The following is a 23,174-nucleotide window of genomic DNA, read 5'->3' as shown; positions in this document are numbered from 1 at the left end:
CATGTGAGGCCCTCTGGAGTTTGCTGGCTAGGGGGCCTTTGCATCAGAAGGGAGACTACTCTGTTGTTTCGTAAAGCCAAATCGATCGATGCCCTTGTATTGACGCTGCTGGCGCTGCCGGCCATCGCCCATTTTGTAATTTTCAAATACATTCCGCTCTTCGGCAACCTGATTGCCTTCCAGGAATACAACATCTTCTCGGGGGTCTTTCATAGCAAGTGGGTAGGCTTCAAACATTTCATCTTCATGTTCCAGTACGCGGAATTCATCATGGTTCTGCGAAACTCACTCAAGTTCGGCCTTTATTCGATCCTCTTCGGATTCCCGGCTCCTTTGCTGCTCGCGCTGCTCTTGAACGAAATTCGGCTCAGCTGGTTCAAGCGGACGACTCAGACGCTGCTCTATCTCCCGCACTTTTTGTCCTGGGTCATTGTAGGGGGCATCTTTACTGATCTGCTGGCCCGGGGAGGGCTTATCAATCAAGGGCTCGCTGGCTTGGGGATGGAGCCTGTCTCTTTCTTGACGGAGCCCCGATACTTCCTAGGCATCGTAATCAGTCTTGGGGTGTGGAAGGAAGTCGGCTGGTCGATGATCATCTATTTGGCGGCCATCGCCGGCATTAATCCCAATTTGTACGAAGCCGCTATGGTGGACGGTGCGGGGCGCTGGAAGCGTGCCTGGCACATTACGCTTCCTTCGCTCATGCCGGCGATCGTCGTCCTTCTGTTGCTGCGCATCGGGCATATTCTCGATGCGAACGTGGAACAGGTGCTGTTCTTCCTCAATCCGCTCGTTCGGGAAGTAGGCGACGTCTTTGATACGTATGTATACCGGGTCGGCCTAATGGGAGGGCAGTACAGCTATACGACGGCAATCGGACTGTTCAAGGCATTTGTAGGCGTCCTCCTTGTCGTCGGGTTGAATACGCTTAGCCGAAGAACAACGGGGGAAAGCATTTACTAGGAAAGGAATGGGTACAACCATGAAAGCTTACCGCTCCGAGACCACGTTTCAATGGGTGAACGCCCTCTTTTTCGTCGGCTTATGCTTCACGATGATCTCCCCGATGATCCATCTGCTCGCCGTCTCGCTCAGCGATCCGCTTTATGCCAACAACAAGCTGGTGATTTTGTGGCCCAAAGGGTTTCAGACGAAAATCTACGAATCCCTCCTGCACATGCGCGACATGTGGAGAGCCATGGGGATTAGTGTGTATATTACCGTGATGGGAACCCTGCTCTGCCTCCTGCTCACATCCGCACTGGCCTATGCGCTCATTCGACCCGCCATGCCGGGACGGAAGCTGCTGCTGAAGCTGATTCTCGTTACCTTCATCTTCCCGGTGCCGCTCATCCCGAGCTACCTGATCGTGAAGGAGCTAGGGATGATCAATTCGCTCTGGGCGCTAATTATTCCTGGAGCGCTAGGCGCCTACAATGTATTCATCATGAAGACGTTCTTCCAAAGTGTGTCTGCAGAGCTCGTGGACGCTATGAAGATCGACGGCAGCGGAGAATTCGGTGTCTACGCCCGGCTTGTCCTGCCGCTCTCTACGCCCGTCCTCGCTACCATCGCCCTCTTCCACTCGGTCGGGACGTGGAACGCCTACTTCGGAGCCATGATCTATATTCGCTCCAAGGACCTGTTCCCGCTCCAGTTGAAGCTCAAGAATATGGTAGCGTCGAGTATGACGGATTCGGGACTCGACAGCATTGCCCTCGATTCCGGAGTGCACTCCAGTCCCGAGACGATTAAGGCCGCTGCGATCTTATTCACTACACTCCCGATTTTGATCGTCTATCCGTTCCTGCAAAAATATTTTGTGAAAGGCGCCATGCTCGGATCTTTAAAAGAATAGGAGGCCGTTGCCATGGAAGATTGGCAGAGTTGGCAGAGCGTTCACTACAGGGGTTCCGAAACGTTGGAGTCCCAGCCCGCATCGCTTGCGTTCGAGGTGGCAACCCCTGCGGCATGGATGGTCTTGCGGTTCGATTATGGGAAACCCCGCACATGGCGGCAGCTCGTGGTACGCGACCCTGCCGGACGTGTGAGGTTCATGCATCTGGACGTTATGGAGACGCGAGTCGTCCTCTTGCACCGCGATCCTTATGTGACGAGCATGGCTGCTGCGGCCGGAACGATAAGCAGTGGCGTATGGACGATCCAATTCCTGAGGAACGCGCCGGAATCGTTCGTCCTCAGCTGGATCTCAGGCGACGGTCCTGTGCCGGATTTAGCCGCAGCAGGGCTAACCCCGTCCCACGATGAAGAGCGGGAGGTCTGGTGTGACGGGAACGAAGAGGATGCGGGACCCGAATTGACGCTGAACCGCTACGACTGGTTCCAATGCCGAGGGAGCGGCAGACGTTGGTACAAGGGGGATCTTCATGGCCATACCACATTGTCGGACGGCCAGATGACCCCTAGCGAGATGACGCGTCAGGCTGAGGCGAGAGGGCTGGATTATTACGTAGTGACCGAGCACAACGTAATGCCTGGCAGCTGGCCCAAGGGGAGGCCGCTCGTTCTTCCGGGAATGGAGTTCACTTCATTCGGCAAGGGAGATTGGAATGCGGTCGGCTTACGGACTTGGATCGACAGCTGGGGAACCGGAAGGGCCGATCGAGGCATGGAGACGCAAGCCGGGCAAAATCGGCTGATGGCCGAGGCCGCCGCAGCCGGGGCGTTGCGGACGCTTAACCATCCGCTGGCCGGCCGGTTCGCATGGCGGTATCCGGATACGCCGCTGGAACTCATCGATCTATTCGAAATTTGGAATAGCCCGTCCCGCGCGCGTGCGGACTACCTGACGGAACGTACACTCACGCTCTGGAGTCTGCTTTGGAACGAGGGTTACCGGATTCCGGGCGTTGGAGGCTCCGATACGCATCAGAAGCCCGAGTATCGTTATGAAGCGGACGGTTCGTCCGATACGATCGGCGATCCGGCGAGTTACGTCCTGCTCGATCGACTTACACCGGAGGAGCTGCTGCTCGGGCTGAGAGCCGGCCATGTCTATGTGTCCAGAGGGCCGATGTTGGATGTAACGGTACAGGTCGGGAGCAAAAGCTTCACCTTTGGAGACGACTTGACCGAGGCACTCGCAGCTTCTCCGGATGGATACGTTCACATGGAATTGATCGTACAACAGGCTCGGGACTCGCAACTTTGCTTGATCGAGAACGGGGTTCAGATCGACTCCTGGGAGATCGGGTCGGACCTGCGGAGACAAGCTTTTTCGTTCAACTGGACGCCCGGCGACTATAACTGGAGACGGTATGAAATTCGGGACACCGTTGGAAAGCTGCTCTGTTTTACGAACCCGATCTCAGCAGGGAGGAAGAAGTCCACCATACGTACGTGGGGACAACTGCTGGAATTGGCGGGCTTTGTCATCGAGTAGTATAAATAACCGCGAGAGGGAAGGGATACGATGACCGTATTTATTAACTTGTTGCCGTATATGAATCGCATTGAGGATTGCAAGGAGCTCTTGGATACTTGGACAGGCGGACTGGAAATCTCCATGGACGGGCCGAATTGGGACGAACCCGTGAATTGGCACAAGGAATTCGACCGATTCAAAGGCTATAAGGGCCCTATCAGTGTTCACTCTCCGATCTGGGAGCTTAACTTGGCCTCGGCCCGGTTCGAGATGATCAGTCAATACTCGTACGAAGTGTACAAGGAGTGTCTGGAATGGTCTGCCCATATTGGGGCGGAGCAAATGGTTGTTCATCCCAGCTTGTACTCTACGCGGCTGTTCATGCGCAAGGAGTCCCAGCAGCGGTCGATCGATAATTTGAAACGGTTGGGCGATGTTGCCCAAAAGCTCAATATTGATTTGGCTGTCGAGAATGTGGGCTTTCATGAGTTTGCCTTGTTCGATGAGGATGAGTTCGTTCAACTGTTCGAGCAGATCCCTACTATCTCCGCTTTGGTGGACGTCGGTCATGCTCATATAAACGGCTGGAACACGCCGGAGCTCATCCGTCGTTTGGGAACCCGGTTAAGTGCGGTCCATCTTCACGATAATGATGGGATTGACGATCTGCATCAGCCAATCGGAGCAGGAACCATAGAGTGGGGGCCGATCTGGGAGGCGTTGAGAAGTCAGAAGCACGCTTACCGATCCATTTTGGAATATGATTTTGATACCTCGTTAGAGATCGTGATGGAGCACGCCTCTTTGGTCGAACGTGAGCTTCGGAGAGAAGCAAATATACTTTAGGAGGTATAAAATAGTATGAATCCAACATCCCAAACCCCGCAACAAGAATCCGCAGACAAACGTCCGATGAGTCGCAGAAAGCTGTTGGCCTCCATGGGGATGGCCGGTGCAGCCGTTATGTTGTCCGCCTACGGCGCCGGCAGCGTTCAGGGACAAAGCGTGACTGAAGCCACGTACGGACACGGAGACGAGGTCTCCCTGAAGCTGAAGCATACTCAGCCGGTGGCCTCCACTACAATTGCGGAGCTGCGGCTTGTCAAACGGCCTTCGGTCGGTGATGTCTACTACATAACCGACCCCGACCAGGAAGGGTTCTTTGTTTACGACTCGGGCGATACCGTCTCTGCAGACAATACCGGAACCCTCTTGGTGAGCGCCGATGGAGCCCGATTCAAGCGAATCGTGGACAATTATTCGGTCAACGCCAAGTGGTACGGGGCCAAAGGCGACGGTATGGCCGACGATACGCCATCCATCCAAGCCGCGTTGAACGAAGCTCTCCGGTGGCCGAACGTCAAGGTGACGGTTCCTTCGGGAACCTATCGAATGACGAGGGAATTGTACCTGTTTAAGAATACGTATTTGAAAATGGATGAGACTACCGTCCTTCTCCGCAGCCATGACGGCAACGTAATCCGCAACTACCGGACAACGGACGTATTCTACAACTATGAAGGGAACGGAAATATTACCATCGAGGGCGGGGTGCTCGATTGCAACGGCGTGAAGTTCACCCGTGTATGCAACGGAATTGCGCTTGCCCATGCGGAGAATATCACGTTGCGGAAGCTGACGATTAAGGACACTCAGAGCGGCCATGGTGCTGAATTGACCGGCGTCCGTCACGTTATGATCGATCGGTGCCGGTTTGTAGGCTTCATGTTCACCACGCAGAACTACTCCGAAGCGATTCAACTGGAGCCCGCGCTCAAAGCTGGGTTTGTAGGGCAAGTCGCCGACCATACGCCTACCCACCATGTAACGGTACAGCATTGCTATTTCGGTCCGAGCGGAACGGCCGGCACGGTGCCGTGGCCATGCGGGGTTGGCGCGCACGGCGCGTATCCGGACGCTTATTTCGAGCATATTATCGTTCGCGATAACGTGATGGAGAACTCCACTTACTGGGCCATTCGTCCTTTTAAATGGTTAAACTCCGTTATTTCCGGCAATCATTTGATCAAAGTAAATGGGGGCTTCTTCGTCTCCACACCTTCGGCGACATCCGCCTCCTCCAAGGACGATAACGGCGTTGTCCACCCCGTTCAGCCGGCCAGCACGCTGATTATTGAGAACAACATTATCGACACCGGCACCAACAACGGCGTTTATGTCGAAGGGTTCCCCGAGGGCTGCGGGGAGAAGGTGATCATCGCCAACAACATTTTCAAGAAGTTAGACGGCCAATCGATTAGCTTACGTTGCGCCAATTGCGTCGTGACCGGCAACATTCTTGAAGGGGCTAAGAAGAATGGGATCTTCATAACGGAAAGCAGCAACGTAATCGTTTCCGATAACTTGATTCGCGATGTCAATTTGCATGGGATTCAAGTGAACAACTCGAAACGGGTGATCGTGAATAACAATTCGATTACAAACGCCAGTCAAAACGGCGATAATACGAATGACGGCATCTCGCTCACCGGCACCGGCTCGGACAACCGGGTCATCGGCAATGTGGTACGGACCGAAGCTGGCAAGAAAAAAGTTCGCTATGGGTTGAACGCAGCCGCTACGATCACCTTGCTAACCCGCTTGCAGAACGATCTTAGATGCGGAGCCGCAACCGCCAATCTGCAGGATTTGTCCGTGACTCCTAATACCTCTTTCCAGGATTTGGTTTAATTTAGCCGGGAAATCAAGAAATGCTGCATCACCTTCTAAGCCGCGGATTCCGCGGTTTTTTCTTATGGCCGGGCTCCTGGCGTCTGCGGACTATTGCACGATACCCGACCAAAGCAGCCGGGTTTTAAGTTGCGCGCTGCGGGGGAGCGGGGTCGAGCGCGAGGAGAGGGAAAATCTCCCTCTCTTTGAAGTGCGATCCTATGTTTTTGGCCCATGAGAGGGAAAAACTCCCTCATTTTCCGGGAATCCTTCGGGCGATTACGGTCAAACTGGTCAAAAGAGAGGGAGCTTTTCCCTCTCGTGATGACAAGATCGCCGAATTCGCCCCAATGAGGGGGAGGTTTTCCCTCACATCCCGAGTGGCGGGAGCGTGCGGCGGGGGGCTGTCGTAGACACCGGGTGTAAATCCTGCAGGATGAGCTTGCCGCCCGGCTTCAGCAGCCGGACGACCGATTGGGGCAGCGATCATGCGAATCCATGGCAATCATGTTAGATTCCATTATTTCGTTCCGCGTGCAGTGCGTACCTGATTCTCGTAATGCCGCAGGATCACGTCCCCGTTGTAGTTGTCCATCAACTCCTTGCGATATTCCGGCCACCGTTGACCGGATTTGTCGGAGTACAGCATTCGGATCTGATACTCGTCCAGCTTGTCGCGAAAAGCGCCGACATCGATTTCTTGAGGAGGGATCAGGAAGGTTCCCAGCTTCTCCTTGACAGGAAGCCGCACCAAAAAGTCCGCGACGGTCTTGTCGTGCTCCGTCATCCGGGGATCGATCACGGTAAGGCCGAGGACGGACGGCGCCTCGGGAGTAAAGAAACTCCACACACTCGAAGCACCCCCTCTTCCGGTCATGGCGCTTGCGTCAGGCAGCAGCGTGATGATGTTCCCGCTTCGCGTATAATGCTGCCCCTCGAGCCCATAATGGCTCAGGAGATAGCCCTCCTCGCCGCATAGCCAATCCAGAATCTCGATCAGCTTGCTCACTTTCTCCGGGTGCTTGTCCGCGTTCGTTTTCAGGAACACGAAGGGAGAGCTGGCTTCAATGGCCGTACCTAGCGGTCGGTTCGCGCCGAACGGGGTGAACGGGATCCAATCGGCCGATGCGTTCGCTTTTTTGCCTCTGGCTTGAAGGCTGAACGGATTGGAATCGAAGGCAAAGTCGCGCGTGTTCCCCATCACGATGCCGACCCGACCCTGAACCGCCTTCTCGATATGCTCGTTATCCTGGTTCAGGAACCAATCCGGATCGCTCAGCCCCTCCTTCATAAGGCTCAGGATATCGTCAATCACGCGGCTTATTCGGGGATCGGTCTTCATATCGACCAACCGATTGTTCTCCATATAGGCGGGATAAAGCAAATCGTTTTTGACATATTCGGGCCATTCCTCGGAAATCTGTTTGCCGTTCCCGGAGGTCGAGAACCCGTAAGTGTCTTGCTGTCCGTTGCCGTCCGGATCTCGAAACGTAAAGGCGCGCAGCGTCTCCACGTATTGTTCGTAGCTCTCGGGTACGGGTAGACTGAGCCGCTCGAGCCAATCTTTGCGAATGTAATAGCTGCGGTACACGTTCCGGTCGTAAGGGACGGGAGCTCTTACGAACTGGTTGTGGAGCTGGTATTGTCTTAATTCATGCTCGGTCATCCAATATTTGAAATAATTCGGCATGGAAGCGGGCGACACGAAAGAGGAGAGGTCGGCATAAACGCCATTCAGAATCAGGCTCGATCCTCCATCGGGACTAAGGTCGATCGCAAAATCCGGAGCATTGTTCGCCATCAGCATGCTGACATATTTGGTTTGGTAATCTCGGCCCCGAGGCCATGCAATCAGATTCAGCTTGACATGAAATTTCGATTCGATCACGGTTCGAACCCTATCGGGATCGGAAGTCGAAGGACCCGTATCGGCCGGGCTGGGCAAAACCATCGTGAGCTCCAGCGGGGGCAAGTCTTTGTTCACTGCGCTGCGCTGCTTGTCCGACAACCAAACCTGGACCAGCAACAGCCCTAACAACAAGGCCACTGAAACCACAATACCGGTTATGATCGAGAGTCGTCTGGCTTGCAAGCGCTTCACCTCCAGGGTGCCTTTAATGAGAATCCCAAGACAGCTTAATGATATTACACTTGCCATGGGAAATAAATACAAAGATAATAGGGGGGAAATTGGGCTTCTACGATGCGAGACCGGAGGAGATCGTCCGAATGCGCAAAAATTGGTTTTACAAATTGTTGCTCTCTTATTTGCCCGCCTTGTTCATCATCACGCTCAGCCTTCTGCTGATCGCTTTCTTATCCATCAATGAACTGACAAAAAAATCGTCGCAAAAGGCGAGCCAGGAACTGTCCCGCAATTTGATGAAGCTGCTCGACCATACGCTCGGCGGATTTGACGCCATGATGCAGTACGAGCTGTTGAATAACGAAAAGCTGAAAGGGTTTTTCCGGGATACGGCCGACAATCGGGAATATTCGGATATCGTGGCCGCTGTGGCCCTCAAGGAACTGCTCGCGAACAATCCGGGCATCGAGTCGGTCTATTTGTTTCGGGCAACGGATCAAATGGTGCTGACGCCTTCCACCTTGAAAAGCTTCGGACAATTCGACGATCGGACGTTTATCGGCAATCGGATGAGCAGCCCGGACATTTATCGTTGGACGGCGAGAGCGTTACCCATGCGGGAGGGCCAAGGGGTCGTCAGTCTGGCGAAGATCGCCGACTTCAAATATAACAGTCTGCTGGTTGTCAACATAAAAGCGCAATATTTACGCGAAATGATGCTGGGCATGTATGACCCTGAGGTGACGGCCGTTCATCTTTTCGATGCGGAAGGACACCCGATCCTAGGGGCAAACGATCAACCGAACGCTCAAGAGACAGCGGCAAAGCAGAAGGTCGGACCCGATACGGCAACCTCGGCTTATACGGGTTGGTCCGTCCGCAACGAACCGAAAGGCGCGCCGCTCTTGAATCTGGTTTCCTCTCTGTTTTACGTCTGGATTGCCTTCGGCTTTGTTGTCATTGCGGCAGGCATCGCTTGGTTCGTTTACCTGACGAAGCAAAATTACCGGCCGGTTCAAACGATATTGAAACGAATTGCGGAGATGAGAAACGAAACCTCGCCCGACGAATTCGAGAAGGAGAAGGACGACTTTCACCTCATCGAATCGACGATCGAGCGCTTGTTCGGAGAGTCGATCACCCTGCAGGAGCAAAACAAGGAAAACATCGTCTACCGGAAGAAGCATGTGTTCCTCCACCTCTTGGAGGCGGCATCGGATGAAGAAGCAGAACCATTGGTGCTCGAAGCGAAGCGATTCGGCTTTGCGCCGCAGGCTGGCGGCGCGATCATGGCGATCGTAGAAATCGATCAGTTCGCGGAATTCGTCCACCAATATAATCGGGACCAATATTTGCTTAAGAACGTTCTTGTCATGGCACTCAAGGAACTGGCCGAAAGCAAGCCGTTCCAGTTGTGGCCGGAGTGGGTCGGCAGTCAGCATTTGGCCGTTATGTTTGCCTTGCAGGACGCCACAGCGGATGAACAGGACGTTCAGTCGATGTGCGAGAAGCTGCGCCACTGGGTGGAGCACAATCTCGACTTCACCGTCACGATAGGGCTTGGATTCCACGTGGCGGAGTTGAAACGGATTCCAGGCTCGTATCGCGCCGCTTGGACAGCGCTGCAGTACAAGCCCTCACTGGGAGGGAACCGGATTATCGACCAAGAGGACCTGGACGGCCATTCCAAGGAAGATCTGTATCGGCATTTGAACGACATTCGAACGTTATGTCAATCGTTCCGGGCCGGCGAATCGCATTGGGAGACCGCATTGGACGAGCTCCACCGAACGCTGCGCAGCCGGTTGTTCGCGCGCGAAGAATTAATCAATGTGATGAACGTTCTCCTCTATCACTTGAATAAAGAGATCGATGAAATGTCCGGTCCTTTCTTGGAATTGTGGAATTCAGGTGTCCGGCAGCAGCTGCAGGAATCGCTGAAGCGTCACGAGACGGCGGACGACCTGATCGGCGCATTCCGGACCTTGCTGCGCGAGGCCTTCCAGTCGATGCAGGAATTGCGCGAGAGTCAGTCTACCGGCGCTTTGATTCAGAACATGAAGCGAATGATCGACGAGCATTATGCCGATCCGAACTTTTCCCTCGGTTATATTGGCGATCAATTCGGCTTGAGCGGCGGGTATCTCAGCCGCCTCTTCAAAGAAGCGTTCGGGGTTCGGTTCGTCGAGTATGTGACCGATGTTCGAACGGAGCATGCCAAACGGCTGCTAGCCGAAACCGACGAAGCCATCCAACAAATTGCGGCCGCTGTCGGGTACACCAACTCGCTGACGTTTATTCGCGTATTCAAAAAGCAAACCGGAATCACGCCCGGACAATACCGAAAAGATGCCCAACAGGACTGATCCTGCGCGAAAACCGGAAGCGATTCCGGTTTTTGCATATTCGAAAAATAATGCCGATAGGCGTCATGGAGCGGTCGTGCTAGGATGGGGTCACTTGCCGGAAACAAGCGAGGACGGAAGGAGGTTCATCCGCGGAACGTACGGTTTACATACGAACCGGCAAGCGAATCCATTGGATCTGGAGGGAGTTCAAATGAGTTTAGGAAAGGGCAGGAGAAGCCTGTTGCTGCTATTGCTGGCAGCGCTTCTAGTCATCCCGGTATTGGACGTTCGAGCCTTCGCCGATGAATCTGCGGGCTCAAACGCCGAGTCGCAATCGTATCATGCTGACGGGATCGCCATCGTTCGCGACGGGCAAGCGAAAGCGATCGTGCTGGTGGCGGAGGACGCCGATGCGCAAACTCGCAAGGCGGCAACTACGCTAGTCGAGTATGTGCAGAAATCGACCGGAGCCCGGCTGCCGATCTCGACGGAGCAGGCACAGGAGGAGTCCGGGGTAGACCTTGGCGACACTGTGCGCATTTACATTGGGGATGCCGAAGAGAAAGAACGGCCGTTTATTACGAAGAAGCTCGAGAATATGGATGGGGACGGGTTTCTGATCCGGCCGCATGCAAACGCTATCACGATCGTCGGACCGACTGCGTGGGGTACGGAATACGGCGTGTATGAGTTTCTGGAGCGCTATCTGGGCGTAAGATGGCTGATGCCGGGGCCGGACGGCGAGGATGTGCCGAAGCTTCGCGATGTATCGGTACCGCGCAAAGAGGTGAAGGAGGAGCCAGCTGCATTCGCCCGCCTATTCAGCCCGTTCCAGAACATCGACAGCACGGATGTCCAAGTCGTCTGGGCGAGGAAGAACCGCACCCACCAGCGAGTGGAATTTGGCCACAACCTATGGGCCATATTCCCGCCGGACAAGTACGGGCAGACGCATCCCGAGTTTTATCCGATGAAGGGAGGCGTGCGCTACATTCCCGCTCCCAATGTCAAGACCGGATGGCAGCCGTGCTTCTCTGAGGAAGGGACGATCGGCGTCGCGGTCGATTATATCGTCGACTACTTTAATAAAAACCCTCAAGCAACTTCCTTCTCGCTGGGCATGAACGACAGCGGCGGCTCGTGCGAATCCGATCCGTCCCATCCGCTCTATCCGAACAAGTTGAACTCGACGGGCTCGCAAGATCTTTCGGACATCTATTACAAGTGGGTCAATCGGGTCGTGGAAGAAGTGCGGAAGGTGCATCCGGACAAGTGGTTCGGGCTGCTCGCTTACGCGGAGTCGACCGACCCGCCGTCGTTTCCGTTGAACGATCACGTCATTCCGTTCATAGCCAAGGACCGGGTGATCTGGTACGACGATACGATCCGGCTCAACGACCAGCGGTTGATCCGCGAGTGGAACGAGGTGGCGTCGAATGTCGCCCTGTACGACTATATATACGGCACGCCGTACCTGGTGCCGCGTGTCTATCCACACCTGATGGCCGATAATATGCGCTTCGCGGCGGAAAACGGGGTAACCGCCCACTACATGGAGGCGTATCCCAACTGGGGCGAGGGTCCGAAGATGTGGATTGCCGCGAAGCTGATGTGGGATCCGTACCAGAATGTGGACGCGTTGCTCAATGAATGGTACGAGCGCGCCGTCGGGAAGGAAGCGGCCCCGTATTTGAAAGCGTATTACGATCTATGGGAGAAGTTCTGGCTCGAACGCGGCACGAAAAACGAATGGTTCGATACGTACAAAACGAAATCGTTCCTCGTCTTCGCCTTTCCGGACTATCTGAAGAAGCTGACAACGGCGGACATCACGAAGAGCCGTGAACTGCTCGAGACGGTCCTGAGCAAAGCGGGAACGGACGCGCAGAAGGCGCGGGCCAATCTGCTGTACCGGGCGTTCGAGTATTACGAGGCTTCCGCCTACAGCTACCCGAGGAAGAGCGTGCCGCCGGTGAGTGCGAACGAAGCGAAGGAGTTGTTCCAGCAAGGGTCTAACGAATTGGTGTACGCGAACAAAAGGTCCGCCTTGCTGGACGAATTCGCCAAGCACCCGGTACTGAAGCATTGGCTGAACGCCAAATCGTATTTCAACCTGAATTTCTCGGGCTGGAATCCGTATCGGTTCTGGGGCGTCGCCGATTACGTAAAGGAACAAGAACCGCAAGGCGGCCCGGTCAAGGACGAGATCGCCCGGATTGCTTCTAACGGAGATTCGCCGCTCAGCCGAACGTACGCGCAATACACGATTAAGGCGGCGGAGGGAACGTATACCGGAGGAAGCAACCTGTCCTTCGAGAATGGCGTGGCGGACGCTCCTCCGTGGACGTATACGGTCCGCAATACGGGCAGCTTCAAGCGCGTGGAAGGGACCGCTCATACGGGGAATGCCAGCATATTGGCGCAAGGGATCGACTGGGGACAATTGTCGCAGACGATCGATGTACAGAAGGGGCTGCTCCACGCCCAAGTTTATTACTACACGCCTGCCGGTTTGAAGACGAACGGCGCGATCCGGCTCTACACATATCTGCTGGACGCACAGGGTAAACAGATCGGCACCCTGCCGGCCGAAGCGAGAACGGTACAGCAAACCTCCGGCACGTGGGCCGATATTCAAATGATTCGGGAGATCCCTGCGGCGGTGAATGGCGTGCCTGTCAAGCAAGTGAAATACGATGTGAATGTGGAAGCGCTGGCCGCAACCGACGAGCTGTATTTGGACGATGCGGACGTTTACAACATCCCGTCCAATTAACCACTGGGTTTATATTTGAAAGGGGCGTCGACTTAACAATGAATGTTTTGCTTAAACGATGGGATCGTCTTTCGGTAGTTGTTCTTATCCTGCTCTTGCTTGCCGCCTGCTCTTCCACCGGAACGGGGGACACTCCGAATGCAACGGCTACTCCGGGGGGAGCGCCGACAGCGGGAGGCACTTACCCGGAGAACGGGCTGCCGAAAGATGAGAAGGTCAAGCTCAAAATCGCGGTTTGGGAAAACGGCAACGGCCGGGAATGGGTCGATTACGCGATGCAGGCGTTCACGAAGAAGTTTCCGAACGTTACGTTCGATCCCACCTATTCGCCGACCATCTCCACGGTCATTACGACGAAGGCATCTGCCAACGACGATAACGACATGTTCGATATCTTCTCGACCGGCATTCCCGGCGCCACGACGCTGCAGCTCAAGCAAGCCGGCAAGCTGCTGCCGCAAGCGGACTTGTGGGAACGCAAGCTGTATGACAGCAATAAAACGGTAAGGGAAGGATTAGTGGACGGGATCTACGAGAGCGTAGCCAAAGATTTGTACGCTTTGCCGGTTACGACCTCCGGCTTCGGATTATTCTTCGACAAAAGCTTGTTCGAAAAGAAGGGGTGGAATCAAAACCCGACAACTTGGAACGAGTTCGTCCAACTGATTGAACGGATCAAGGCCGATGGCGTCATTCCGATCACCGCGCCGGGCAAAGTGCCGGGGTATATCGCGTCTGCCTTCTTAACCGGTCCCATGCTCCAGCTTGCGGATATGAATGGCCATGCACAGCCGTTCGACGACGCCTACCGGAATTATAAGTCCCCTTATTTATCGATGCCTGAGGCCCGAACCGCTTTCCAGCGTCTCGCCGAGCTGGGCAAGAAGGGTGCCTTTCCGGAAGGATTGGCCGCTCTGACCCATACGCAGGCCCAGATGCAGCTGCTGCAAGGGCAGGCGGCCATGGTGCCGACCGGCGAATGGGTCCAGAACGAGATGAAGGATGCGGTGCCCAAAGATTTCCGCTGGGGCTTTATGGTCATTCCGATGAACGACAAACCCGACCAAACGAAATACATGAGAGTCAGCGTCACAGGGCCGTATTTTATTTGGGCGGCGAAGCCGGACTTGAACAAAAAATGGGCCAAAGAGTTCGTTCTCTCGCTGCTGAATCTCGACGTTCAGCAAGTGTTGGCGGAGAAGGGCGGGTCCAGTTCGGTGCGCAAAGATTTCATGGACGATCAGGCGCGCGCCGATAAGGTTCAGGCGGCTCCCCGCGCCGTAATGGAATACGTCAAGAAAAATAAAGTGAAGAGCATCACCGATGTCAGAAACGTGACGCTCACCGATCCGGCCGCCGCCCAGGCGGATAAAGTGATCAACGAAGCGCTGCCCAAGATCGCCTTGGGGGAGCAGGACCCGCTGCCGATTATGACGGAAGCTGCAGCGCTTATTCAAAAAGCGATCGATGCCCAGAAATAGCGGCAGTCGTATGGGGTTGACCCCCTTCATGTGACGCCGAGCACCGCGCGAGGGGAGCCTCGCGCGGTGCGGAATGGGTTTACGAGCTTTTCAACAGGAGAAGTGAAAGGAGCGTAAGGTTGAATCAGACTTCGATAACTTCGCAGAAAAGGACCGCTGGAACTGGAGTCGTGCGTTGGATGCAACGAGGCGCCGTGCAGAAATGGATGTTTATCGTCTTGAGCCTTGGTCCGGCCTATGGGGGCTACCTGCTGTTTACCCTCTACCCCAACATCCTCTCTGTGTATTATTCGCTGCTTCAGTGGGACGGGATGTCGGAGCCCCGATTTGTCGGGTTGGATAACTTCATTACCATGCTGGGAGACAAGTACGTATGGAGAGCGCTGGGACACAACCTGCTGCTGATGGCGACGATCCCCCCGCTTGTCGTGCTCATTTCGATCGTGCTCGCGTACTTGCTCGTTTATAAGAACTACAAGGGCTCGTCCGTGCTTAAGGTGCTGTTTTTTTTCCCGAACGTGCTGTCTACGGTGGTCATCGCCTTATTGTGGACATTCGTTTATGACGGCCAGTTCGGCCTGCTGAACGGTTTGCTGGAAGCCATCGGTTTGAAGATCGGCCATTTTTATTGGCTCGGTGAAGAAAAAACCGCCATTTGGGCGCTCATTCCGCCCGCGGTATGGGGGGGCGTCGGATTTTATATCGTCATCTTCATCAATGCGATGTCTTCCATTCCGAAATCGCTGTATGAGGCGGCCATTCTGGAAGGGGCTACCCATTCGGCGCGGATGTTCAAGATCACGGTTCCGCTCATTATGCCGGTCGTTCGCGTGGGCGTTCTTTTCCTAATGCTCGGAACGCTGAAAGGAATGGAGCAGGTTCTGATCCTGACCAATGGGGGACCGTCGGGATCGACTGATGTAATCGCTCTATATATGTTCAATCTCGCCTTTGGTATGGAATACCACAATTACGGTTACGCGTCGGCAGTGGGGATGTTCCTCTTCGTGATTCTAGTCAGCGCCAAACTGTTGCTGGACAAATTTATGCCGAACCGGGGCGTGGAGTATTAGGGGGAGAACGGATTGAAAGAAAGACGCACAATCGTTGACGGATTATGGTGGGGAGTGCTTCTTCTGTGGCTGCTCTCGATTTTGTTTCCCGTAATCTGGGTTTTGTACGAATCGTTGAAAACAAACCGGGAGTTTTTCATGGACGTATGGAAGCTCCCGGGGACGCTCCACTGGGTCAATTATCGCAACGCGTGGGTGAACTACAACATCGGCCCCGCCATGCTCAACACGTTGTATTACGTGGGGACCGGACTCGTCTTAGGGACGTTGTTCACGACATTGAACGCTTTCGTGCTCACCCGGCTGGCGTTCCGAGGCCGGAAGCTGATCTGGGCGACGATCATGTTCTCCTTGTTCCTTCCCGGTATCAATGCGCTCATTCCTCAATACGTAGTCATGCGGAGCCTGCATTTGACCAACAGCTTAACCGGGCTCATCCTGCTTCACGTGCTCAGCGAGAGCGTCTTTTTCCTGATGCTGCTGGGCGGATTCATGCAATCGCTGCCCAAGGAGCTGGAAGAAAGCGCATTTATGGACGGGGCTTCCCTGCTGCAGGTGTTTGCCCGCGTGATTGTCCCGCTGTCGATGCCGGGAATCGTGACCGTGGCGATTTTCAAGTTTCTTGGGCTGTACAACAATTTTCTCGGACCTTTTATCTACTTAAGCGACCAGGCTAAATACACAATCGGCGTCAACATGTATCAGGCCAATATGAAGATGCAGTACACGGCGGACTGGGTTACATTGTTCGCTGGCGTAATCATCGCCATGGTCCCGTCCGTTCTGGTATTCATTCTTTTCCAAAGGTCCATTATTGAAGGTGCGACGCTCGGCGCAGTGAAAGGGTAAACCATCCAATTTAGGGAGGTATACGATATGGATCAAAAAGTAAGCAGAAGAAAAATGTTGACGACTCTCGCTTCGGCGGGAGCGGCCGTGGTAGCCGGAACGGCGCTGGGAGGCGGCGTTACCGGCCTTATGCCGGCAAATGCGATGAGCGTAACGGAGTCGGTCTACGGCGGCGGGACATCGGATTGCTGCGAAGTCATAGTCACGACGATTGCGGAGCTCAGGGCCAATACGGCTCCCAACGCGGACGTGCTCTATTACGTCGTTGACGCAGCGCAGGAAGGGTATTTCAAGTACGCCCCGTCGGATACGACGACGCCGGATAATACGGGGACCGTATTGGTCTCCTCATCAGGTGCGCGATTTATGCGGATTGTGGATGGCGGGATTCTTAATGTGAAATGGTTCGGAGCGAAAGGAGACAGCGTGCCGAGCGGAGCGGCGGGAACCGACGATACGGCGGCCATAGCGGCGGCGGTTGCAGCGCTGGGAACCGGCCAAACCTTATTTTTCCCGAAAGGTCACTATAGAACGACATCCGTTATAACGGTTGGGAAGACGGTTACGTTGGAATCGGACGATGCGGTCCTTGTGGCCGATCATGATGACGTATGCTTGCAATTCATACCTGCGTTGCGAAGCAATTTCGGAGACGCGGAGACCACCAGATTGAACATGAACCTGTCATTCTGGAAAAGAACCCCCAATTATTCGCTAGGCAGTATCGCTCTAAAAATCGTTAACAGTTACTATGGCCGGTTTACAATCGGCAAGGTCAGAGGCTTTACTACGGGAATCCAGTTGACGGCCGACACGGTGAACGGGCAAGCCAAAGGAACGGTGTACAACTCGTTTTATCCGGGTCGCATCGAAAACTGCCAATGCGGCCTCGAGCTGGTCGATACGGCCACCGGATGGGTCAACGGGAACTCCTTCTACGGCGGCTCGTTCGGCGGCCAAGCGTCGACCGGAGCGGTTCATATTTATCTGAATGGCACGAAAATCGGCTATAACAACAACAACAAATTTTACAATCAATTGCTGGAGGGGTTCCACGATGTCGGGATCAAGGTAAGGGCGTCGGCGAACAACAGCTTTTATGAGACTTATCTGGAAATGCCTCATGCTACCTGGCTCGCCGATTTCGGCACGGGTACACAATCGAACAAGCTGATCGCGCCCGCCGCTGGGGATAAGCCGGAGAAAATATTGGATAACGGCCGATACAACCGGCTATCGGCCGCTGTCGTGAACAGCAAATACGTCGAATATTTCGACGGCGTGTACTTCGCGTTCGTCAAGCCCGGCACGGTGATGACTCCGCTTAACGGCGTGCCGCAAATCCCGGTCGGTGCGAAGCCGTTCAAGTATGTTTCCAGCTCATCCAGTACGATTCAATTGGATTTATCTGTGGCCACGTACCATACCGTAGCCGTCAACGCGGACGTTACATCGATCCAGTTCGTTAATAGGCCCGCCTTGTTTCAAGGATGCGAGATTACGGTGCACCTGATCCAGAATTCTTCAACCGGCTATACGATCAGCGGTTTTCCGACGGAGTGGAAGTTCGGCAGCCGCTCCGCGGCGCCTGTTAAGCGAACGTTCGGTATCGATGTGTACACGCTGCTGTTCGACGGCAGCAAATTTCTCGTCATGCAGCAGTACAGTTCCTGATAAGACGAAGGAGGGTGTTTCATGACGGTTTCCTCTCAGCCGGACATAGGCGGAGTCGTAGCGGTTAACGCCGTCTCATCGACCATCGGCGAATTGGACTGGACGGTTCGGCCGGATGGCGAGACGGTCATATCCTTCGAAGCCGCCTCCGGATTGTATCAGTTTTCGGTGATTGCCGATGCTTCCGAATTCCAATGGGAGTCCTTGTACATGAATTTGTTTTCCTATCATAACCATGGGCAGCGAACCGGACCCTGGGATTTTCATCCTACGGAAGGAGCAAGGGCTTTGTTGCCGAGCTATTGGGTGGAATTGGATGATCAGCCCATCGGGCTATGGTACTTCCAGCGCGTGTCGATCGACGACTTGACGAACAAACGGTTTAGAGGGCGATTTGCTTTTTACACCGCGGAGAGCGGAGAGCATCGATTGAGGCTTAGACCCTACAACGACGTCGGCAATGTCCGATGGCTGTCGGCTCTTCTGGAGGCGGATCCGGAAGATCGTCTGGGCGAGGTGCCGGAAATTCCGCCGGACTGGTTCGACCGTTGTCCCTTTGCCGAGTGGCGAGACCCGGCATACTGGATGAAGATGACAAGCCGATTGCAAGGGCCCTGCCAGGGGTATGAACGTCCCTTGCGCGAAGCATTCGAATGGCTGAACGTTGCGGATCATCAAACGCCGGAGACGCTTCCGCTTCTGATTGCCAAGTATCGACTGAACAACGACGAATCCGCCTTGGGGGTGGCTTGTGAGGTCATTGAGCGGGCGGTTGCCGCCGAGCATTGGGGAAACCAGAAGCCGGACGGATACGGACACGACGGGGATATGTCCGCGATGTACGTGCTGTGGGGCCTCACGTATGCTTACCATTCCTTGTACGATCGACTGGACCGCGAAATGAAGAGCCGAATGCTCGATAAGCTCGCTTTGCAAGGCAATCGTTTTTTCGAAAAAGCGCTGCTGTACCGGGATTATTGGGGAGGCTCGCTGCTTCAGGATCACGGCTGGCGATCGCTGTTCGGCTTCGGGAGCGCGGCGCTGCATTTGCTCGGCGTGCTTCCGGAAGCTTCCTTGTGGACGCGCTATATCATTCCCCGGCTCGACAAGAGCTTGGCGGCGATGCCGACGGACGGGGTAATTCCCGCGAGCTCGCATTACAGCCTCGAGCTCTATACGGAGATGCTCGTGCCGTATCGGGATGCGCTGTACCGGTTGACGGGCCGTGACATTTACCGAAGCGAAGCGTTTCGTCGGATCGTCGATTATTTGACGGACATCGTTCACGCGGCGGACCAGACCGTCGTGGGGTGGGGGCGAGATAAGCTCCATCTTGTCGGAGGCCGAGCCTTTCTCAATGCAATGGCTTCCGTCTACCAGGACCGGCGTGCGGCCTTCCTGCAGCAATTGCTGAACGATAAGCGGATGGAGGCGTTCTACGCGGGACCGGAAGAGAAGGCTTATTACGGGGACGCCTTGTGGGGCCTTCTCAGTTACGAGGAGACGGCTCAGCCGCCTGCCGAACGCTTGCAACAATCGACCGGAATCCGGTATTACGAAGACAGCGGTGTGGTCCATTACCGCGACGCGGAGCAGCAGGTCGTCGTCTCCCTCCGATGCGGTCCTTCTATGGGGCATCATGCGTACCGGACTGCCCAGGGAGCGTGCGACCGGCTCGGCTTGGGACCCGATGCGGGACACTTCATGATCGCGGTTCAAGGGGAGCCCTTCCTGGTAACCCCGGACAGCGGCTACAGCCTGCGAACCGATATTCGCTCCTGCCTGCTTATAGATGGCCAAGGGCAGCAGGATGACGTCGGCTATACGATGTCCGTCCCTTCTTACAAATACTTGGGCGAGGAAATCGAGTCGGTGAGCTGGGACGATGCCGAAGGAAAAGGGAGGGTCCGGCTAAATTTGACTGAGGCCTACCCCAGAGAGGCGGGAGTCACCGCTTACAGAAGAGAGTTTTTTCTTGAAAGAGGCCAGCCGGTTAGACTGCGAGACTATGTCGTGCTGAATGAACCGCGGAAGCTGTCTTGGCTGTTCCAGACGAAACGGGAGCATAATCCAGCCTTCGAAGGCCTGACTTGCAAGCTGGGGGGCGAGGGGGGCGTGACGATCAGCCCTCGGTCTCCGCAATTAGGCCTGACTGTGACTGTGGAGGAAACACCGGTCGTCTGGTCCTATGTCAGTCCGAGCGGCTTCCTCCCGTTCGATACGGTTCGCTACGATTCCGAAAAGCCCGTCAGGTGCGCTTATGTCGAATTTGTTTTTTCGAGGAACGAGACCGGTTGAGACGAGAACTCAAGTCGCCTCCGAGTTCGTGTAATTCGATTTTGTCGACTTGGGAGACGCAACCGAAACGTTTATCGGGATGCAATTCGATTTTGCCTATTTAGCACGCATTCTGACGGGGCTTGGGCTCCAAAAAGCAGCTCCAATTCGGCAAAATCGAATTAGAACTCGATCGGAGCCAAGCTGCCCTCGTGCAATTAGGCGAAATGGAACTACAGCTCGCCATAAGCCCAAGTTCAACCGGAGCTCATAGATCGAAAGAAGGAAAAAAGGGCAGGCAGAGGGAGTGGAGAAGCGATAGCGTCCGCCTTTGAAATCTTGTGCTCCCCTCAACCATTCTGATCAAAAGCACAAGATTTCAACAGCGGTTGGAAACCCTCTGCCTGCCCTCCCCACCGCCGACTGAACGCCAACGCCAAGGACCTCTGGAGTGAATCTGCTCCAGAGGTTTTTCTTATTATTTGGAATCATGACCTATTTCCAAAATCCGTCCTAATCAAAGATGTGAATGTCCGAATCGACCATGAATCGCTCATACGAGGCGACTATAATAAGGCTTGTAAGCAAGCGTTTTCAGATTAGGGAGCAGAAAGGACGGGGAACTGGAAATGGCGGTTAAAATCGGAATTGTCGGCATGAACGGCATCGGGAACAACCATGCGCGCTGCTACCAGACGGATGATCTGGCGGAATTGGTGGCCGTCTGCGATGTCGTGAAGGAAAGAGCGGATGCGGCAGCTGAGAAATATGGCGTAAAGGCGTACTTCAGTCTGAAGGAAATGCTGGAGAACGAACCCGACATTCAAGTGGTGGACGTCACGACAGGCGGGATCGACAATGGAAGCTGGCATTTTGAGCCCGCGATGGAAGCGATCGGCCGGGGCAAGCACGTGCTTGTCGAAAAACCGATCTGCCATGACATTGCGGAAGCCCGGGAACTGGTCGCTTATGCGGAAAAGATGAAGGTGTATCTCGGCTGCAATCTGAATCACTACTTCACGCCCCCGGCCGAGAAGGCCAAGCAATATGTAGACAACGGCGAGGTAGGAGAGCTGGTGTACTGCTTGCACAAGATGGGATTCAATGGCGGCGAAGCCGGCTATGCGCCGGCGGGCTCGGACAAGGTGAAGGGCCACCCGTATTTTCATATGAAAGCATTTCTTACCCATCCCTTCAGCGTCATGCGGTACTTCTGCGGCGATATTACACACATCCAGACGTTCTCCGACCGACCGGGCTTCCGGAGGAGTGCCGGAGACGTGATGGTGTCGATCAACAGCATTCATGTGAAGTTCGCGAATGGCGGCGCCGGGTATTTGCTCAGCCAGCGAGGCGATGCCGTCTATGGACTGGGCGGCTGGTGGAGCTTCGAGATGGCGGGGACGAAAGGAACGGTGTGCATCGAGAATTGCGTGGAAAAGGTGTCCTATTGGAAAGCGGAGAAGGGCATTCCGGCCATTAGCGAGCAGCCGAAGGCGGAAGTGACCGATTATGGGGTGACCGATTTCGGCACGACCTTCAACAACCGCCTCCATGCGTTTCTGGAGGATGTCTCGAATGGGGTTCCCCGGGAGAAGCTGCGGGCGAATGGCCGCGACGCGTTGGCCGTGTTGGAGTACACGTTCGCAGTGATCGAATCTTATGAACGCGGGGGAGAGGTCGTCCGTCCGCACGCGCTGCCGCCGCTCCATGGCGACCCGCTTACGCTCAGATAAGGAGGGAGTAGATCATGATCCAACTAGGCGTGAACTCGGTGCTGTTCAAACAATTCGATTTTGCCACTGCGGCCCAACAGATCAAGCAATGCGGGTATGACGGCGTCGAAATTTCGGCGATCAAAGGCATGTGCGAGCATCTGGATCTAAGCCGTTGGCGGGACCAAAAGGCTGAATTGCAAGGGATCGTTCAAGAAAACGGGTTAACGTTCCTGTCGATGGAAGTCGCCTCTCTGGACGAGGAGCGCTTGCTTCCGGCATTCGAAGCGGGGGCCGCGATCGGGATTCCGGTGATCAATGTGGGCCCGGGTGGGAAATCCGACGAGCCCGGGCATTTGCAGCAATCGATCGAGCGATTGGCCAGGATGGCCGAGGCGGCCGCTTCGTTCGGCGTTACCTTGTGCGTGAAGGCGCACGTGAACCAATCGATCTACAACACGCCTACAACGCTGCAAGCGATGGAGGGAATCGCGTCTCCCGCATTCGGGATCGACATGGACCCGAGCCACATTCACCGGGCGGGGGAGAATGCGGAAGAGGCGCTCCCGGCCGTGCTCAGTCGGGTGAAGCATATCCATATCCGCGATTGCAAAGGCCGTGCACAAGGCCCGGGACCGATCGAGCTGCAGGCGTGCGGCCGAGGCGATATCGATCTGTATCGCTATTGTAAGGCGATGGTGGACGGTGGTTATGACGGTCCGGTCGTGCTGGAAGTGATCGGCGCCGGGCCGGCACACTCGCTGGCCGATGTTTCCATAGTCGCGGCCGAGTCCTACGGTTACTTGAACGCCTGCTTGAAACAATTAAACGCTCGATAGG

General features: G+C 55.0%; 15 protein-coding genes. 14 read left to right on the top strand and 1 reads right to left on the bottom strand.

Annotation, left to right across the window (positions count from 1 at the left end; translation table 11 throughout):
- Positions 1-63: 63 nt before the first annotated feature.
- Genes ACI5FR_RS16810 through ACI5FR_RS16790 form a run of 5 tightly spaced genes read left to right on the top strand, consistent with a single transcriptional unit; the run spans position 64 to position 6,076 of the window.
- A complete protein-coding gene (locus tag ACI5FR_RS16810; RefSeq protein ID WP_405456294.1) occupies positions 64-963 on the top strand; it encodes an ABC transporter permease in 900 nt (299 codons plus the stop codon).
- A 19-nt stretch (positions 964-982) separates the two neighbouring features.
- On the top strand, positions 983-1,858 hold the full coding sequence (locus tag ACI5FR_RS16805; protein WP_405456292.1) for a carbohydrate ABC transporter permease: 876 nt from the start codon (positions 983-985) through the stop codon (positions 1,856-1,858).
- Positions 1,859-1,870: 12 nt separating this feature from the next.
- Positions 1,871-3,403, top strand: a complete 1,533-nt coding sequence (locus ACI5FR_RS16800; RefSeq protein WP_405456290.1) for a CehA/McbA family metallohydrolase — start codon at positions 1,871-1,873, stop codon at positions 3,401-3,403.
- A 30-nt stretch (positions 3,404-3,433) separates the two neighbouring features.
- Positions 3,434-4,231, top strand: coding sequence for a sugar phosphate isomerase/epimerase family protein (locus ACI5FR_RS16795; protein WP_405456288.1), 798 nt, complete (start codon positions 3,434-3,436; stop codon positions 4,229-4,231).
- A gap of 15 nt (positions 4,232-4,246) precedes the next feature.
- Complete coding sequence (locus ACI5FR_RS16790) at positions 4,247-6,076, top strand: right-handed parallel beta-helix repeat-containing protein (RefSeq protein ID WP_405456286.1); 1,830 nt, start codon at positions 4,247-4,249, stop codon at positions 6,074-6,076.
- A 499-nt stretch (positions 6,077-6,575) separates the two neighbouring features.
- Here the strand turns inward: ACI5FR_RS16790 and ACI5FR_RS16785 are convergent, their stop codons facing one another.
- The gene (locus ACI5FR_RS16785) at positions 6,576-8,147 is read right to left on the bottom strand and encodes a type 2 periplasmic-binding domain-containing protein (protein ID WP_405456284.1); all 1,572 of its coding nucleotides are present in this window, start codon (positions 8,145-8,147) and stop codon (positions 6,576-6,578) included.
- A 137-nt stretch (positions 8,148-8,284) separates the two neighbouring features.
- On the opposite strand from ACI5FR_RS16785, the gene ACI5FR_RS16780 reads away from it, so the two are divergent.
- The 9 genes from ACI5FR_RS16780 to ACI5FR_RS16740 all read left to right on the top strand — a co-directional run bounded on the left by ACI5FR_RS16780 (position 8,285) and on the right by ACI5FR_RS16740 (position 23,173).
- The gene (locus ACI5FR_RS16780) at positions 8,285-10,507 is read left to right on the top strand and encodes a helix-turn-helix domain-containing protein (RefSeq protein ID WP_405456281.1); all 2,223 of its coding nucleotides are present in this window, start codon (positions 8,285-8,287) and stop codon (positions 10,505-10,507) included.
- A gap of 193 nt (positions 10,508-10,700) precedes the next feature.
- Positions 10,701-13,265: a DUF4838 domain-containing protein gene (locus tag ACI5FR_RS16775; RefSeq protein WP_405456279.1), complete on the top strand. Its 2,565-nt coding sequence runs from the start codon at positions 10,701-10,703 to the stop codon at positions 13,263-13,265.
- 38 nt (positions 13,266-13,303) lie between these two features.
- A complete protein-coding gene (locus ACI5FR_RS16770) occupies positions 13,304-14,746 on the top strand; it encodes an ABC transporter substrate-binding protein (RefSeq protein WP_405456278.1) in 1,443 nt (480 codons plus the stop codon).
- Between the two features lie 179 nt (positions 14,747-14,925).
- Entirely contained in the window at positions 14,926-15,819 is an 894-nt protein-coding gene (locus ACI5FR_RS16765; RefSeq protein ID WP_405456277.1) for a carbohydrate ABC transporter permease, read from the top strand.
- 12 nt (positions 15,820-15,831) lie between these two features.
- Positions 15,832-16,668 carry a carbohydrate ABC transporter permease gene (locus ACI5FR_RS16760; RefSeq protein ID WP_405456275.1) on the top strand — a complete coding sequence of 279 codons (837 nt, stop codon included), beginning with the start codon at positions 15,832-15,834 and terminating at the stop codon, positions 16,666-16,668.
- A gap of 27 nt (positions 16,669-16,695) precedes the next feature.
- Positions 16,696-18,342: a glycosyl hydrolase family 28-related protein gene (locus ACI5FR_RS16755; protein WP_405456273.1), complete on the top strand. Its 1,647-nt coding sequence runs from the start codon at positions 16,696-16,698 to the stop codon at positions 18,340-18,342.
- Positions 18,343-18,363: 21 nt separating this feature from the next.
- Complete coding sequence (locus tag ACI5FR_RS16750; protein WP_405456271.1) at positions 18,364-20,640, top strand: DUF4962 domain-containing protein; 2,277 nt, start codon at positions 18,364-18,366, stop codon at positions 20,638-20,640.
- Between the two features lie 608 nt (positions 20,641-21,248).
- Positions 21,249-22,355 (top strand): Gfo/Idh/MocA family protein, encoded by a 1,107-nt coding sequence (locus ACI5FR_RS16745; protein ID WP_405456268.1) that lies wholly within the window; start codon positions 21,249-21,251, stop codon positions 22,353-22,355.
- Between the two features lie 14 nt (positions 22,356-22,369).
- On the top strand, positions 22,370-23,173 hold the full coding sequence (locus ACI5FR_RS16740; protein WP_405456267.1) for a sugar phosphate isomerase/epimerase family protein: 804 nt from the start codon (positions 22,370-22,372) through the stop codon (positions 23,171-23,173).
- Position 23,174: the final 1 nt, after the last annotated feature.

It is taken from the genome of Paenibacillus sp. HJGM_3 (assembly GCF_045062745.1).
Taxonomy (GTDB): domain Bacteria; phylum Bacillota; class Bacilli; order Paenibacillales; family NBRC-103111; genus Paenibacillus_AA.
The sequence above is the reverse complement of the archived record's forward strand: the minus strand, read 5'-3'. Positions and strand labels throughout refer to the sequence as shown.

Coding starts and splice junctions, on each gene's coding strand:
- ACI5FR_RS16805 (WP_405456292.1), top strand. CDS start 983: ATGAAAGCTTACCGCTCCGAGACCACGTTTCAATGGGTGAACGCCCTC.
- ACI5FR_RS16800 (WP_405456290.1), top strand. CDS start 1,871: ATGGAAGATTGGCAGAGTTGGCAGAGCGTTCACTACAGGGGTTCCGAA.
- ACI5FR_RS16795 (WP_405456288.1), top strand. CDS start 3,434: ATGACCGTATTTATTAACTTGTTGCCGTATATGAATCGCATTGAGGAT.
- ACI5FR_RS16790 (WP_405456286.1), top strand. CDS start 4,247: ATGAATCCAACATCCCAAACCCCGCAACAAGAATCCGCAGACAAACGT.
- ACI5FR_RS16780 (WP_405456281.1), top strand. CDS start 8,285: ATGCGCAAAAATTGGTTTTACAAATTGTTGCTCTCTTATTTGCCCGCC.
- ACI5FR_RS16775 (WP_405456279.1), top strand. CDS start 10,701: ATGAGTTTAGGAAAGGGCAGGAGAAGCCTGTTGCTGCTATTGCTGGCA.
- ACI5FR_RS16770 (WP_405456278.1), top strand. CDS start 13,304: ATGAATGTTTTGCTTAAACGATGGGATCGTCTTTCGGTAGTTGTTCTT.
- ACI5FR_RS16765 (WP_405456277.1), top strand. CDS start 14,926: ATGCAACGAGGCGCCGTGCAGAAATGGATGTTTATCGTCTTGAGCCTT.
- ACI5FR_RS16755 (WP_405456273.1), top strand. CDS start 16,696: ATGGATCAAAAAGTAAGCAGAAGAAAAATGTTGACGACTCTCGCTTCG.
- ACI5FR_RS16750 (WP_405456271.1), top strand. CDS start 18,364: ATGACGGTTTCCTCTCAGCCGGACATAGGCGGAGTCGTAGCGGTTAAC.
- ACI5FR_RS16745 (WP_405456268.1), top strand. CDS start 21,249: ATGGCGGTTAAAATCGGAATTGTCGGCATGAACGGCATCGGGAACAAC.
- ACI5FR_RS16740 (WP_405456267.1), top strand. CDS start 22,370: ATGATCCAACTAGGCGTGAACTCGGTGCTGTTCAAACAATTCGATTTT.